Source organism: Sphingomonas sp. AC449 (assembly GCF_979253475.1).
In genome coordinates, this window is the sequence record NZ_CEEDCZ010000008.1 from 134,921 (window position 1) to 149,930 (window position 15,010).

Annotated in this window: 14 protein-coding genes; 11 read left to right on the top strand and 3 right to left on the bottom strand. The window is 68.4% G+C overall.

Features of this window, described 5'->3' with window-relative positions:
• Nucleotides 1-52: 52 nt before the first annotated feature.
• On the bottom strand, nucleotides 53-817 hold the full coding sequence (locus tag AC0CH3_RS13835) for a hypothetical protein (RefSeq protein WP_354300529.1): 765 nt from the start codon (nucleotides 815-817) through the stop codon (nucleotides 53-55).
• 247 nt (nucleotides 818-1,064) lie between these two features.
• Between AC0CH3_RS13835 and AC0CH3_RS13840 the strand changes: the two genes are divergently transcribed.
• The 5 genes from AC0CH3_RS13840 to AC0CH3_RS13860 all read left to right on the top strand — a co-directional run bounded on the left by AC0CH3_RS13840 (nucleotide 1,065) and on the right by AC0CH3_RS13860 (nucleotide 6,994).
• Nucleotides 1,065-2,459 (top strand): glycosyl transferase family protein, encoded by a 1,395-nt coding sequence (locus AC0CH3_RS13840; protein WP_354300527.1) that lies wholly within the window; start codon nucleotides 1,065-1,067, stop codon nucleotides 2,457-2,459.
• A gap of 338 nt (nucleotides 2,460-2,797) precedes the next feature.
• Nucleotides 2,798-3,466 (top strand): hypothetical protein, encoded by a 669-nt coding sequence (locus AC0CH3_RS13845; protein ID WP_465237999.1) that lies wholly within the window; start codon nucleotides 2,798-2,800, stop codon nucleotides 3,464-3,466.
• A 58-nt stretch (nucleotides 3,467-3,524) separates the two neighbouring features.
• The gene (locus AC0CH3_RS13850) at nucleotides 3,525-4,439 is read left to right on the top strand and encodes a sulfite exporter TauE/SafE family protein (protein ID WP_056018425.1); all 915 of its coding nucleotides are present in this window, start codon (nucleotides 3,525-3,527) and stop codon (nucleotides 4,437-4,439) included.
• 5 nt (nucleotides 4,440-4,444) lie between these two features.
• Nucleotides 4,445-5,194: a TIGR02186 family protein gene (locus AC0CH3_RS13855; RefSeq protein WP_354300523.1), complete on the top strand. Its 750-nt coding sequence runs from the start codon at nucleotides 4,445-4,447 to the stop codon at nucleotides 5,192-5,194.
• A gap of 120 nt (nucleotides 5,195-5,314) precedes the next feature.
• On the top strand, nucleotides 5,315-6,994 hold the full coding sequence (locus AC0CH3_RS13860) for an ATP-binding protein (protein ID WP_457325157.1): 1,680 nt from the start codon (nucleotides 5,315-5,317) through the stop codon (nucleotides 6,992-6,994).
• 45 nt (nucleotides 6,995-7,039) lie between these two features.
• Here AC0CH3_RS13860 and AC0CH3_RS13865 read toward each other — a convergent pair whose 3' ends face one another.
• Nucleotides 7,040-8,572 carry a M23 family metallopeptidase gene (locus tag AC0CH3_RS13865; protein WP_457324798.1) on the bottom strand — a complete coding sequence of 511 codons (1,533 nt, stop codon included), beginning with the start codon at nucleotides 8,570-8,572 and terminating at the stop codon, nucleotides 7,040-7,042.
• A gap of 244 nt (nucleotides 8,573-8,816) precedes the next feature.
• Here AC0CH3_RS13865 and AC0CH3_RS13870 point away from each other — a divergent pair, with 244 nt between their 5' ends.
• The 6 genes from AC0CH3_RS13870 to AC0CH3_RS13895 all read left to right on the top strand — a co-directional run bounded on the left by AC0CH3_RS13870 (nucleotide 8,817) and on the right by AC0CH3_RS13895 (nucleotide 14,551).
• Complete coding sequence (locus tag AC0CH3_RS13870; protein WP_457325154.1) at nucleotides 8,817-11,309, top strand: helicase-related protein; 2,493 nt, start codon at nucleotides 8,817-8,819, stop codon at nucleotides 11,307-11,309.
• A 7-nt stretch (nucleotides 11,310-11,316) separates the two neighbouring features.
• Nucleotides 11,317-11,610 carry an RNA-binding S4 domain-containing protein gene (locus tag AC0CH3_RS13875; RefSeq protein ID WP_082445884.1) on the top strand — a complete coding sequence of 98 codons (294 nt, stop codon included), beginning with the start codon at nucleotides 11,317-11,319 and terminating at the stop codon, nucleotides 11,608-11,610.
• A gap of 230 nt (nucleotides 11,611-11,840) precedes the next feature.
• Entirely contained in the window at nucleotides 11,841-12,182 is a 342-nt protein-coding gene (gene fdxA / locus AC0CH3_RS13880) for a ferredoxin FdxA (protein ID WP_056018438.1), read from the top strand.
• Between the two features lie 217 nt (nucleotides 12,183-12,399).
• Nucleotides 12,400-12,933, top strand: a complete 534-nt coding sequence (locus AC0CH3_RS13885; RefSeq protein WP_056018441.1) for a CarD family transcriptional regulator — start codon at nucleotides 12,400-12,402, stop codon at nucleotides 12,931-12,933.
• 123 nt (nucleotides 12,934-13,056) lie between these two features.
• Nucleotides 13,057-13,788 carry a head GIN domain-containing protein gene (locus tag AC0CH3_RS13890; protein WP_354300514.1) on the top strand — a complete coding sequence of 244 codons (732 nt, stop codon included), beginning with the start codon at nucleotides 13,057-13,059 and terminating at the stop codon, nucleotides 13,786-13,788.
• A 49-nt stretch (nucleotides 13,789-13,837) separates the two neighbouring features.
• Nucleotides 13,838-14,551, top strand: a complete 714-nt coding sequence (locus tag AC0CH3_RS13895; RefSeq protein ID WP_354300512.1) for a GIN domain-containing protein — start codon at nucleotides 13,838-13,840, stop codon at nucleotides 14,549-14,551.
• Between the two features lie 34 nt (nucleotides 14,552-14,585).
• Here AC0CH3_RS13895 and AC0CH3_RS13900 read toward each other — a convergent pair whose 3' ends face one another.
• The gene (locus AC0CH3_RS13900) at nucleotides 14,586-15,002 is read right to left on the bottom strand and encodes a DUF1489 family protein (RefSeq protein WP_333995806.1); all 417 of its coding nucleotides are present in this window, start codon (nucleotides 15,000-15,002) and stop codon (nucleotides 14,586-14,588) included.
• Nucleotides 15,003-15,010 lie beyond the last annotated feature (8 nt).

Genomic DNA, 15,010 nt, shown 5'->3' on the forward strand with positions numbered 1-15,010 from the left:
GCGCGCGTGAAAGCGCCCAGGCGGTGCGGCTATCCGGACGGCGATTGACCCGTCACGGGAGCCGGTCGCCCGCGCTGTATTTGAGTTCGAGATACCGGCCCTGTACCGCGATCTCGTCGAGCGGCGCGCGGCCGAGTTGCTCGACGGCCCGCGCGAGTTCGGTATCGAGTAGCTGCAGCCCGTTGACCAGATGGTCCTCGGGCGTCCGTCCATCCGCATGGGAAATCCGCCGCGCCGAGACGGGGATATTGCGCCAGCCGTCGACAAGGTCGGGAAGCTCGACCGCGATCAGTTTGCGGACCGACGCCGCGGCCGGGCTGCGCGGATCGAGCCGCGCGAGGTGCGGTGTCAGGGCGTCGAGCCGTTGGCCCATGCTCTCGGTGATCCGGAGCGCCGGCAAGGGTAGGCCGCGACGTTGCGCCGCGACCCAGATCACGGCTTCCTCGCACAGGGTGGACAGCGGCGCCTCGACCAACGCTTCGCGACCCGGCGCACGGGGCGGCGCGCGCCGGATGATCATGAGCGTCAGGAACAGCATCAACGCCGACACGACGGCAAGCGCGACCCCGGGCGCCGTGACCGCGGCGAGCGCGGCCCAGGCAAGCAGCGAAGCGATCGCCGCGATGGCCAGGCGGATCAGCACGCGTCGCTGTCGCCGCGCCTTCGCCTCGCGCTCGCGCCGCGCCTGCTCGCGGCCCTCGGGCGACAGGCGGCGAAGCAGCTCCTCGGCATGCGACAACCCGACGTCGGCGAACCCCGACGCGACCGTGCGCGCGCGGTGGATCATCGGTTTGGCCGGACCCGGATCATCGTTCATGGCGATACGATGACGCGCTTCCTCGGTCGGGTCCAGCGCTGTTGGGAGAGTCCTGACCGGCCGACCCCGGACGCGGGATTGGCGGCTTCGTCGCGCGATCAGGTGTCGGTCTGTGACCGGGCGAATGTCGGCCCGATCTTGTGACTTTATGCGGAGCACCCATAAATATTCGTCCAATCATCCGATTCGGACCAACATAAATCCGAGCTGGCGGTAAATTGCGATAGGTACCGGCCGGGGGAATGCCATGGTCGAACACCTATGGATTGTCGATATCATCGCGCGGGAGGCATTCCTGTTTGCGGGTGTCGGCCTTCTCATTGGTGGACTAGACGATCTGCTGGTCGATCTTGTCTTCATCGGTCGATCGATATGGTGTCGTCGGACCGTCCGTCCGTGTCTGCGCGATCTTCCCGCGCCCTTGGTCCGCGCGCCGCTCGCGATATTCGTGCCCGCGTGGGACGAGGTGGCGGTCATCGGGGCGATGCTCGCGACCTCGGTCGCGCGATTCGAGCACGAAGATTACCGGATCTATGTCGGTGCCTATCCGAATGACCGCGCGACGATCGATGCGGCTGCAGCAGCGGCGGCATGCGATCCGCGGATCACGGTGGTGATCGGGGACCATGACGGGCCGACGACCAAGGCGGATTGCCTCAACACGCTCTGGCACGCGTTGCGCCGCAGCGATGCCGAGGCGGGGCGGCGGACCAAGGCGATCGTGCTGCATGATGCGGAGGACGTCGTGCATCCGCTCGAACTGCGCGTGTTCGATTCGCTGATCGACCGGTACGCCGTCGTGCAACTGCCCATCCTGCCGCTCGTCAAGCGGGGCGCGCGGCTCGTCTCGGGGCATTATGCGGACGAATTCGCAGAGGCGCACATGAAGCAGCTCGTCGTGCGCACCGCGGTCGGGGCGGCGATGCCGCTCGCGGGGACCGGGTGCGCGATCTCGACCGCGGTGCTCGAAACCGTGGCGCATGCGCGCGGCGGCGATCCGTTCGACGCCACCAGCCTGACCGAAGACTATGAACTCGGGCTGCGAATCGCCGAGCTCGGCGGTCGCGGTCGTCTTGCGTGGATCGGCGACGGGACCAGCGACGGGATCGGCGGTCAGATCACCGTCCGTGCATTCTTCCCGTCGACGCTCGACACGGCGATGCGGCAGAAGGCGCGCTGGATGACGGGGATCGCGCTGGCGGGATGGGACCGCACGGGCTGGGCGCGGCCGCTGGCCTTTACCGATCACTGGATGCGGATGCGCGACCGGCGTGCGCCCTTCGGCATGCTGGTGCTCGCAACGGCGTATTTCGCGTTGCTGGCCTGGGGGCTTGCACTGCTGCTGCACTGGCAAATGCCCGAGCCGCGCACCGCAATCCAGACGCCCGCCTCATGGCTGCTGATCGTCAACACCGCATTGCTCGTCTGGCGGCTGGGCGGACGGATGTTCTTCACCGCGCGCGGCTATGGTCTGCGCGAGGCGTGCTGGTCGATACCCCGCTTCGTCGTGGGCAATTATATCGGGCTGATCGCCGCGCCGCGCGCGCTGATCCGGTACGTTGCCATCCTTCGCGGCGCGCCTCCGATATGGGACAAGACGCAGCATGAATTTCCCGATCCCGGTTCGCTTGCCCGGGCATGAAGGGCGGACGCCCGTTCCGGTTCCTCGTCGTCGCACTCGGAACATGGGCGGGGATACGCGCTGCGATCCTGCTGCCCGGCATCGCGCCCGGCCCCGCCATCGTCCGTCTTTTCGCGCCGCAGCCCGCCAGCGCAGTCCCGCGATCGGCGCGCGATGACGGACCAGCCGAACAGCCGGCGCGCCGCACGTCTGCGGTCTCGATTCTGCGCGTCGCTGGTCTTCACCGGGAGTCTCCGCCCGCGCAGCCGCGAGTCGTGATCGAGCGCCGTCCCGCGGTTGCCGCTGCGACCCCGCCCTTATCCGGCGCGCCTCGACCGGCTCCCGTGCAGACGGATCCGATGCCGCGCGTGTTTGCAACGGTGCGGCCCGTTTCGTCCGAGCGAAGCCGGGTCGCTGCGAGCGCATGGCTGCTCGCGAGAGGCGGTCCTGCCGGGACGCTGTCGGGCGGTCAGCTCGGCGCGTCGCAGGCCGGTGTGCGAATTACCTACGCGCTGGGCGAGGCGCGCAAGGTCTCGCTCGCCGCGCGTCTCGCCGCGCCACTTGAAGGGCGTGGGCGCGAAGCGGCGGTCGGGCTGGAATGGCAACCCACGCGCTTGCCCGTCCGGTTCGTCGCCGAACAGCGCTTCGTGCTCGATGGCGGTCGTGGCGGCCCGACGCTCGGGGTGATTGCGGGCTATGGGCCGGGCGAGATCGCACCCGGCGTCCGTCTCGAAGCCTATGGCCAGGCCGGAGCGATCGCGCGCGCCGGGATCGAGGCGTATGCCGATGCGGCGGCACGCCTCACGCACCCGGTGCTGCAGCGTCGCGGTATCGCGCTCGACGGCGGTCTGGGTGTCTGGTGCAGTGCGCAGCGTGATGCCGAGCGACTCGATGTCGGCCCGACTCTGGGTGCCGCAGTCCCGCTCGGCGGGCGATCAATCCGCGTGGCCCTCGACTGGCGTGCGCGGATCGGCGGCCGTGCGCGCCCGGGCTCGGGGCCCGCCCTGTCGATCGGCAGCGATTTCTGAGCAGAACCGCAGGAGCAACGGGTGGTCCCTGCGCGCGCTTTGCGTATAAACCCGTCCGGTGGACCTGTATCTTCCCATCGCGAACCTGTCGGTCAACGCGCTTGTCATCATCCTGCTTGGCGGCGGCGTCGGGTTGCTCTCGGGCATGTTCGGCGTCGGCGGCGGCTTCCTGACGACGCCGCTGCTGATCGTCTACGGCATTCCGCCGACCGTCGCCGCCGCGTCGTCCGCGAGCCAGGTCACCGGGGCCAGCGTCTCGGGTGTCTTCGCGCATTTCCGTCGCAACGGGGTCGATACGAAGATGGGCGGCGTCCTCGTCGCGGGCGGTATCCTCGGCGCGTTCTTCGGCGCATGGCTGTTCCGGCTGCTTCAGCAAAGCGGGCAGATCGATACCGTGATCGCGATCGTCTATGTGCTGATGCTCGGGTCGATCGGCGGCATGATGGCGCGCGAATCGATCAGCACGATCGGGCGCGCGCGGACCGGTCGCCCCGCCAAGCCGCGCAAGCGACGCCATCATCCGCTCGTGGCCGCGCTGCCGCTGCGGACGCGCTTCTATGCCTCGGGGCTGTATATCTCGCCGCTCGCGCCGTTGCTGCTCGGCTTCTTCACCGGGGTGCTGACGATCCTGCTTGGTATCGGCGGCGGGTTTATCCTCGTGCCCGCGATGATCTACCTGCTCGGCATGGCGACCTCGGTGGTGGTCGGCACGTCGCTGTTCCAGACGCTGTTCGTCACCGCGGTGGCGACGATGGTCCACGCGACCACGACCAAGGCCGTCGACATCGTGCTCGCCGGGCTGCTGCTGATCGGTTCGGTCGTCGGCGCGCAGATCGGCGCGCGGTTCGCGACCAAGTTTCGTCCCGAATATCTGCGGCTCGGCCTCGCGGTGATGGTCTTGCTGGTCGGTGCGCGGATCCTGCTCGGGCTGGTGTGGCGGCCGGAGGAGATCTTCTCGGTGGCGCTTTCGTGAAACGCATGTGGCTGACCCTGGTCGCGCCACTCATGATGGCGCAGGCCAAACCCGTGCTCGTCCCCGACGTGTCGCAGCGCAATATCGAGATCGCCTACAGCTTCACCGGCGCCGAGCTGCTGCTGTTCGGCGCCATCCTCTATCCCGGTGGCCGCCTGCCGAGCGGCGAAAGCCCGACCGACATCGTCGTCGTCGTGAAGGGGCCGACGCAGTCGGTCGTGATGCGCGAGAAGGAAAAGGTTGCCGGAATCTGGGTCAACGCGTCGCGCCTGCGCTATCGGTCGGCGCCCAGCTTCTATGCGATCGCCTCGTCGAGGCCGGTCGCACGGCTGGTCGACGATCGCACGCGCGCGATCTACGAACTCGGTCTCGACAGCCTGCAATTGTCGCCCGCGTCGAGCGCACCATCGGACACGCAGGACCGGTTCCAGCGCGGGCTGGTCGATCTCAAGCGCCGCGCCGGGCTGTATTACGAGGCGCCGCGCGCGGTCGAGATCACCGACGACGTCCTCTATCGGGCGCGGGTCAGCATCCCTGCACGCGTGCCCGTCGGGCGTTTCACCGCGGAGACGTTCCTGATTCGCGACGGCCGCGTGCTCGCCGCCGCGGTGCGCGACATCGACATCCGCAAATCAGGGTTCGAACGCTTCGTCGCGCGCGCCGCGGACCGGTCGTCGATCCTCTATGGCCTTGCCGCGGTCTTCCTCTCGATCTTCCTCGGCTGGGCCGCGGGCTGGATCGCCCGCCGGATCTGATCGCCCCCCGGATCGGGCCATAGGTATCTCGCGAGTCACGGTATCTTTACGCTCCTGCCCGCATGGTCGCCGCCGAATGAGGCGAAGCCCAGCGGCGAGAATGGACTGTTGATGATCGAAATGCCCGGATCCGAGATGTTCCAGCGCGCCATCGCGGCGGCGACCCTGGCGGATGCTCCCCCGACCGTGCCGCCGGCCGGCGGCGCGGCGAGCGCGATCGGCGTGGTCTTCGCGATCGCCGGATCGAGCAGCCGGATCCTGCTCGACCGGTCGGCGATCGCCACGCTCGAGGATCGCGCGGATCCGATCCTCGCCGCCGCCGGACAGGTCGGCAGCCAGGTCAAGATGCGCGTGGGCAGCGCCTGGCTCGTCGCCAATGTCCGCTCGCTCAGGCTGGAGGACGATACGGGCACCTGCGTCGCGGCCGAGATCGACTTTCTCGGCGAGGGCGACGAGAACGCGCTGACCGGAACGCTGCACGGCTTCAGACGCGGCGTGACGCGCTATCCGATGCCTGGCTGCGAGGTCCATCCGATCACGACTGCGGATCTGCAGACCATCTATGCCGCCGACGACCGCGCCAATATCGACATCGGTACCGTCTACCCGACCGCCGACGTCCGCGCCGCGCTTTATGTCGACGCGATGCTCGGCAAGCATTTCGCACTGGTCGGCGCGACGGGTACGGGCAAGTCGACGGCCGCCGCGCTGATCCTTCACCGGATCTGCGATCTCGCGCCGCAGGGGCATGTCGTGATGATCGACCCCCATGGCGAATATGCCTCGGCATTCCGCACCAACGGCGCGATCCACGACGTCACCAACCTGCAGATGCCCTATTGGCTGATGAACTTCGAAGAGCATTGCGAGGTCTTTCTGACCAGCAGCGGCGCCGATCGTCAGTTCGATGCCGACATCCTCGCCAAATGCCTCCTGATGGCCAAGGCGAAGAGCCGGCTCGCGCAGGAGATCGCCAAGCTCACCGTCGACGCGCCGATCCCGTACCTGCTCAGCGACCTGACCAACATCATCGGGCTTGAAATGGGCAAGATGGACCGTGCCGGCGATACGGCACCCTATCTCCGGCTCAAGACGAAGATCGACGAGATCAAGGCGGATCCGCGCTACGGCTTCATGTTCTCGGGGATGCTCGTCGCGGACACGATGGCGAGCTTCCTCGCGCGGATCTTCCGCCTGCCGGGCGACGGCAAGCCGATCTCGATCATCGACGTGTCCGGCGTTCCGTCGGACATCACCTCGGTGGTGGTCGCGGTGCTCGCGCGGATGACGTTCGACTTCGCAATCTGGTCGCGCAACGAACCGCAGCGCCCCATCCTGCTCGTCTGCGAGGAGGCGCATCGCTACATTCCCGCGGGTCGGGACAGCAAGAGTGCGGTCGGGCGTATCTTCGGCCGGATCGCCAAGGAAGGCCGCAAATACGGCGTGTCGCTGGGGCTCATCACGCAGCGTCCGTCGGATCTGGCGGAGGGCGTGCTGTCGCAGTGCGGCACGATCATCGCGATGCGTCTCAACAACGATCGCGATCAGGCGTTCGTCCGCGCGGCGATGCCCGAAGGCGCGCGCGGCTTCCTCGATTCGATCCCCGCGCTCCGCAACCGCGAAGGCATCATCTGCGGCGAGGGCGTGACCGTCCCGATTCGCGTCGCCTTCGCCGATCTCGAAGAGGCCCGTCGCCCGGCATCGGGCGATCCGCTGTTCTCCGAACTCTGGCGCGATGTCGGGGGCGAGGATCACATCCTCGAACGGACGATCCGCAAATGGCGGGCGCAGGGCAAATAGGGGCGGTGCGGTCGTCCGGCGCGGCGCGGCGCCGGAGCCGCGTCGCTACCCGCCGACGCGGACCGCCAGCAGTTGCGCGACCCGCGCCTTGAACGCACGCAGCGCCGATCCCGACAGCGTTGCGGCGCTCGCAAACGACATCGCGCGCGGATTGACCGCCGCGCCGTTCTTCCACACTTCCCAGTGAAGATGCGGTCCGGTCGAGATCCCGGTCGAGCCGACATAGCCGATGACCTGCCCCTGCCGCACGCGCGTTCCCGACGACACCGCGATCCGGCTCATATGGCCATAGCCGCTCGCCATCCCGCCGCCGTGCGCGAGCTTGACGAAATTGCCATAGCCGCCGGTCCGCCCGGCAAATGCGACCACGCCGTCGCTCATCGCATGGATCGGCGCGCCGTAAGGTGCGCCGATGTCGAGCCCCTTGTGCATGCGCATGAACCCCAGCAGCGGGTGCATGCGCAGTCCGAAGCTCGACGTGATCCGTCCCGATACCGGCATCCCCGATACCGCGCGCCGTTCGGTCTGCCCGTTGGCATCGAACCAGCCGCCGCGGCCTTCGGCATCCTCGTCGCTCCGGTCGTCGCCGCTCGTGGTCGATCCGAACCGGACCAGCTGCAGCTTGCGGCGGCCCTGGTCGATTCCTGCGAACAGCAGGTCGCCGATCCGCGTCTCGCCGGTCGCGGCACGTTCACGCGCGACGATCAGGTCGAAACCGTCCGCGGCGGTGACGTCGCGGCCGATCGAGAGACGCGTCGCAACCGCCTTGATATAGGCCTCGACGACCTTGGCAGGCACCCCCGCGGCGCGCGCCGACCGATACAGGCTCGATCCGACCAGTCCCTGGATCCGCAGCGGCGTCCGGTCGACCGCGATCGGCTTGCGCGTCATCGCCAGCCTATTGCCGACGCGGTTCAGCGACAGCGCGAGATCGAACCGCGCACGTACCTGGAGCGTGTCGAGAGGGCGCGCGACGCGGCGATCCGCGCGGCGACCCAGCGTCAGCGCGATTCGTGTGCCCGGTGCGATATCGCGCAGGTCGACGGTCTGCGCGACGAGCGCCGCGGCGTCTTCGGCATCGCGGCGGCCGACCCCGGCGCGGATCAGGACGCGGTCAAACGCGTCGCCCTGACCAAGCGTCGCGGACAGCTCGATGCTCGGACGCTCGGGCGCCTGCGCCAGCGGCGCGACGAGGTCGTTCGCCGCCATCCGCCGTCCGGTCGACGCACCCTGGCCGAGCGGTGCGATCCCCAGCGCGCGGGCCTCGTCGCGCTCGGCGCCGGCGAGCGGTGCCGGGACATTGCCCGTCAGTGGCGTGAATCCCGGGGCGAGCATGATGGTCGCGGCACACAGGGCGGTGCACGTCGCAAGCCCGCGCCACCAGCTGCGGCTGCCGATCGCGACGCCCAGATCGGGGACCCAGTCGAGATGCGTGACGGCGTCACGCGCCTGCCCGAAGATCGCCGTGCCGAACGTTGCCGCGTCTGCGGCGGCGTCATGCCGGGGAAGGACGCGAGACGCAGGCGCGCGACCGAAACCGCGGCTGGCGCTGTGGCCCGGGCCGCCGGCGAGCTCCAAGTCCTGGTCCGTTCCTAGATACACGGCGGCGCCTCGAATCATGGCCAACATCGCCGTTCCCCCCGGCGTTGTCCGATTTCCTGTGCAGCAAGGGTCCTAAAGTCAAATTAACCCGCCGCGGGTGCGCCACGGCGGACGACGAGACGTGGCCGGCCGCGGACCGGCCGATCGCTACGCGCGTGTTGCGGCGAAGTTCGTGCGCCGGTCATTGCGCGGGGGGACATTAGGTCCGATGTTCAACGCTATGAGTGACGATGCGTTTGGCGGCGTGACCGCGGTCCTGGGGCCGACCAATACAGGCAAGACGCACCTCGCGATCGAGCGGATGTGCGCGCATTCCAGCGGTATGATCGGCTTTCCGCTGAGACTGCTCGCGCGCGAGGTCTATGACCGGGTGGTGGCGATCAAGGGCGCGAACCGGGTCGCTCTGGTCACCGGCGAAGAGAAGATCATGCCGCCCGATGCGCGCTGGCTGCTGTGCACCGCCGAATCGATGCCCGACCGCGATGTCGCGTTCGTCGGGCTCGACGAAGCGCAACTGGGCGCGGATCCCGAGCGGGGGCATGTCTTCACCGATCGGCTGCTCCGCGCGCGCGGGCGCGAGGAGACGATGATCCTCGGCTCCGAAGCGCTCCGCCCGATGATCAAGGCGCTGGTTCCCAAGGCGGAGATCGTCAATCGCCCGCGCTTCTCGACGCTCAGCTATGCCGGCGCCAAGAAGATCAGCCGCCTGCCCAAGCGCTCGGCGATCGTCGCCTTCTCCGCGGAGGAGGTGTACGCGGTCGCCGAGATGCTCAGGCGGCTGCGGGGCGGTGCGGCGGTGGTGATGGGCGCGCTGTCCCCGCGCACCCGCAACGCGCAGGTCGCGATGTTCCAGGCGGGCGAGGTCGACTATCTGGTCGCGACCGACGCGATCGGCATGGGCCTCAACATGGACGTCGCGCACGTCGCGTTTGCCAGCCTCAACAAGTTCGACGGCAAGCGCCAGCGCCGCCTGACGGTGGCCGAGATGGCGCAGATCGCGGGGCGTGCGGGGCGGCATCAGCGCGACGGCACGTTCGGCGCATTGTCCGACGACGGGCCGGGCGCGTTCCTGCCCGAGGAGGTGCTCGCGATCGAGGAGCACCGCTTCCCCCGCCTCGAGAACCTCTACTGGCGACAGGGTGAGCCCGATTTCGCGAGCATCGACGCGCTCGTCGCCAGCCTCGAGGCGCGCCCGCCGGCGGGCGTGCTGCGCGCTGCCCCGCAGGCGCTCGATCTCGGCGTGCTCAAGCGCCTCGCCGAAGAGGGCTGGGTGCGCGAACGGACGCGGCATCCCAGGATGGTCGCGCGACTCTGGGCGGCGTGCGGGATTCCCGACTTCCGCAAGGTCGGGCTCGACCCGCATGCGCGTTTCGTTTCGCGCGTGTTCGGGCATCTGAGCGAAGGGCGGGGGCACATCCCGCACCAATGGTTCGCCGACGAGATCGCACGGCTCGACACGGTCGCGGGCGACGTGCCGGTGATCGCCGGCCGGATCGCGGCGACGCGGATCTGGGCCTATATCGCGCAACGTGCCGACTGGCTCGCCGAGCCCGCGCACTGGGCGGCGCGTACCGCCGCACTCGAGGAAAGGCTTTCGGATGCGCTGCATGCCAGCCTGACGCAGCGGTTCGTCGACAAGCGCACGACCGCGCTGATGCGACAGATCGGTGCGGACGCCGCGTCGTTGCCGGTCGTGATCGGTCCCGAGGGCGAGGTGATGGTCGAGGACCACCCGATCGGCCGGCTCGACGGGTTCCGCTTCACGGTCGCTGCCGATGCGCGTGCCAGCGACAAGCGACTCCTGCTGGCGGCGGCCGAAAAGCGGCTCACGGGCGAACGGACACGCCGTGCGCAGTCGCTGGTCGATGCCGGTGACGGCGACATCCACCTGGACGATGACGCGCAGCTCGTCTGGGCGGGGCATGCCGTCGCGCGACTGGCGTCCGGGGCCTCGTTTGCCCGGCCCCGGCTGGTGCTCGACCGCTCGCTCGACTGTCTCGACAAAAGCGCGCGCGACCGAATCGAGACGCGTCTGGCGGGCTGGCTGGCGACGATGCTCGCCCGCCGGCTTGGCGCGTTGACCAGGCTGGCCGACGCCAGCCGCGATGCAAAGGCGACGCCGGCGCTGCGGATCGTCGCCGGCGCGATCGAGGCGGCGGGGGGGATCACGCCGCGGTTGCCGCTGCGACTGTCGCTGGATGCGATCGACGCGGACGAACGCAAATGGCTGCGCAAGATCGGGATCACGATCGGTGCGCTCGACCTGTTCGATCCCCGGCTGATGAAGCCCGAAGCGGCACGCTGGCGCCGCGCGCTTGCGACCGCACGCGGCGGCGACATCGTGGCGCCGCGGGACGGCGCGACCGTGCTCGCGCGGGGCAGCGATGGTGCGACGCTCGAGGCGGGGTTCCGTCCGCTTGGGCTTCAGGCGGTTCGCGTCGATCTGGTCGAGCGCATCGCCCGCGCGGCGCATGATGCGCGTCAGGGCCGGACGCCGTTTGCGCCCGACCCGGCATTGGCGACCTCGATCGGGCTCGACCCGGCATCGCTCGACCGGCTGATGGCGGAACTGGGGTTCAAGGCGCTCGCCGGCGACACGCCGCGCTGGGTCTGGCGCGGGCGTCCGCCGGCACGGCCGGTGCCGCCGGCTCCGGTCGATCCGTCGCGCGCGAACGCCTTTGCCGGTCTTGCTGCACTGGTCCGCCATGGTTGAAGGCGCGATGCGGATCGATCGGTTCCTGTGGTTCGTGCGGCTCGCCAAGACGCGCAGCGCCGCGCAGGCGATCGCCGAGCGGGGGCATCTGCGGATCGACGGTCGCGCGATCGATCGCGCGCATTGTCCGGTCCGGGTCGGCAACGTGCTGACCTTCGCGGCGCATGATCAGGTCCGGGTGATCCGCGTCGAGGCGCTGCCGGCAAGACGCGGGCCCGCCCCGGAGGCGCAGGCCTGCTACCAGGACCTGATCGCCGGCAGCACGCCGGGCGGCACCGTCCGTGATCCGGCGTCCGAGTGACTGACGCATTAGACTACGAGCGATCGTCGAAGCGGGCGACGTCGCACCGTCACGCCCGTCGTCCGGACCTTCGTCAGGATGACGGAATGGTTTGGGCGGCGGAGGATGCGGGGGGCGGCAAAGCCTGATAACGTCTCGCAGAAGGCTTGCTATGATTGACGCGACCGGGAACCGCGCATAGTCGCTTTCGCGTTCGTTGCCGGAAAGGAATCCGGCCCAGGAGTTACCCAATGACCTACGTCGTCACCGATGCCTGCATCCGCTGCAAGTACATGGATTGCGTGGAAGTGTGCCCGGTCGATTGCTTTTACGAGGGCGAGAACATGCTGGTGATCAATCCCAGCGAGTGCATCGATTGCGGCGTCTGCGAGCCCGAATGCCCGGCCGAAGCGATCCTTCCCGATACCGAAAGCGGTCTCGAGCAGTGGCTCGAACTCAACACCACGTTCTCGGCGCAGTGGCCAAACGTCACGCGCAACGACAACCAGACGCCTCCCGACGCGGATGCGATGAAGGGTGTCGAGGGCAAGTTCGACAAGTTTTTCTCGCCAGAGCCGGGCGCCGGCGACTGACGATGCGCTGAAATCGTACGATAATGCGGGTTTGGGGCATGGGGGCTGCCACGACCCGCTGGTAATTTTGTTGCAAAGCTGTTAATTGGGTCCGTGACGGGCGCGATATGTCATGTCGTCCGCCTGGAGTATGTTCGAACCCTATTCCTCCTCGGTGCAATCCGGCGAATGCTTCGCTGTGGCACCGCGTGGAGGCATTGATCCGGAAAGGCCCCCAATGGCTGCCAAGGCACTGTCCTTCGACGTCGGTGATTTCGTCGTTTACCCCAAGCACGGAGTCGGCCGTGTGATCGAGCTGCAACGCTCGGAAATCGCCGGCATGACGCTCGAACTCTACGTCCTCCGGTTCGAGAAGGAGCGTATGACGCTCCGCGTTCCGACCAACAAGGCCGAAAGCGTCGGCATGCGCAAGCTGTCGTCCGACAAGACCATGCGCGAGGCAATGGACACGCTCAAGGGCAAGCCCAAGGTCAAGCGCACCATGTGGTCGCGCCGTGCGCAGGAATATGAGGCGAAGATCAACTCGGGCGACCTCGTGTCGATCGCCGAAGTGGTCCGCGACCTGTTCCGCGCCGACGACCAGCCCGAGCAGAGCTATTCCGAGCGGCAGATCTTCGAAGGCGCGACCAGCCGTCTCGCGCGCGAGCTTGCCGCGATGGAAGAGATTGACGAGCCCAAGGCGCAGGAGAAGATCCTCGACATCCTCCGCGCCGCCGCGGCGATCTACAACAAGGACAAGGTGCCCGCGTAACGCGGCCTACCCTGTTTAGACGATGAGGGCGGTCCTGCGGGGCCGCCCTTTTTCGTTGTAAGAAATTACCTTTGTAAGCCTGTCGATCGAGTGTATTGTTTAGGCAATACACAGGAGGACTCGATGAACGTTCTTGCGCTTGGGTTGATCATTCCGCTCGCAGCCTGCTCATTCAGCTGGAACGACGACACCGAGGGTTCGGGCGCGGCGGCATCGGGTGCCGGAGCGACGCGGACGTACCAGGTCACCGGATTCAACGGGATCGACCTGCGCGGGTCCGACGATGTCGATGTCCGCGTCGGTGCCGGGTTCTCGATCCGGGCGGAGGGGCCTGCCGAACAGCTCGACCGGCTGCGGATCGATCGCGACGGCGACACGCTCGACATCGGACGCCAGAAGAACAGCAATTTCGGCTGGAGCAAGGGTGCCAAGGTCAAGATCTTCGTGACGGTCCCGCGGCTGACGGATGCAAGCGTGTCGGGATCCGGCAACATGGCAATCGATCGGATCGAGGGGAGCAGCTTCGAGGGCGGGGTCGCGGGATCGGGCAATCTCGACGTCGCCGCGCTCAGGGTCGACGACGCACGCTTCTCGGTCGCGGGGTCGGGCAACGTCCGTGCGAGCGGAACGGTACGCAGCCTGAAGGTCGAGATTGCCGGTTCGGGCGATGTCGATGCGACGCGGCTGCGGGCGCAATCGGCGTCGGTCGAGGTTGCCGGTTCGGGCAGCGTCCGTGCGGTCGTCGATGGTCCGGCCCAGGTCGACATGATGGGGTCGGGCGACGTCGATCTCGGTCCGAACGCCCGGTGCACGACATCGAAAATGGGGTCAGGGTCGGTTCGCTGCGGCGGATGATCCTCGCGCTGCGACTTGCGTGAGCCGGGGTAAGCGGCGACGGTCGTGTATGCACCATCCGCTCGCCTCGCTGCTGCTCCTGTCCGCGTCGCTGTTGCCGATGCCCGCGGCGGCCGGTCCTGTCGCGTCCGGCCGGACCGTATCGGTCGGCAGTTTCGATCAGCTGCGTGTCGAGGGGCCGTTCGAGGTCCGCGTCACGACCGGATCGCCGCGCGCGACGATCCTCGGCGATCCCCGCGTTGCCGAAGGGGTCAATATCCGCGTCGACGGCCGGACATTGTCCGTCCGCAAGGGAACGGGGGGCTGGGGCGAACAGCCGCGTGGCGGTCGGGCCGGGCCGATCGTCGTGATGCTGTCGACCCCCGCGCTCGTCGCGGCGAGCGTGGCGGCGGGGGGCCGGCTGACGATCGACCGGATGCGGGGCATGCGCGTCGATACGACGGTGGGGGGCAATGCGAGCCTCGTCCTCGCGGCGGCGGAAACCGAGCAACTGAACGCCACCGTGATCGGCACCGGCCGCATGACGCTGGCGGGCCGGGTGGCACGCGCGCGGCTGATGATGAACGGCGCCGGGGCGATCGATGCGACGGCGCTGCAGGTCAACGACCTGACTGTGCACCTCGAAGGTGTCGGCGAGGTCGCAGCGGCCGCGCGCTATACCGCGCAGGTTACGAATACGGGGCTGGGGTCGGTCACCGTCGCGGGGACTGCAAAATGCCGCGTCGAGGCGGCGGCGGGTGGCCCCGTGACGTGCGGCCGCTGACGCATCCGCCCATCGCCGCGCGGTCGATGCAGGCTCAGATCAGCGCCAGCTCGGCCAGCTTGGTCATCAACGCGGGGGGCATCACGTCGAGCCCCGTCGCGTCGCCGCCCAGATCGAGCGGCGCGTCGGCACCCTCCAGATAGCGCCACCCCTGATGCGCGCGCTTGGGGCGCGCCTGCACCAGTACCAGCCTCGGGTCGATATGGATCGCGACCCGCCCGCCCTCCGCCTCGCCAAAGCCGAGGATCGGCGACCGCGCGATCAGCTGGTGCTTCAGGATCCAGTACATCGAGCCGCCTTCGCCGACGGGCCCGGCGACCTCCTCGTGCCGCTTGGGCAGGTAGCGGGTGGTCAGGAATACGGGGCCCTCCTCACCGCGCAGCCGCAGGCGCTCCGCCAGATGGTCGACGCTGTCCGCGCCGAACGCGACTTTGGTGAGGTGAAGCGGCATCCGTCTGA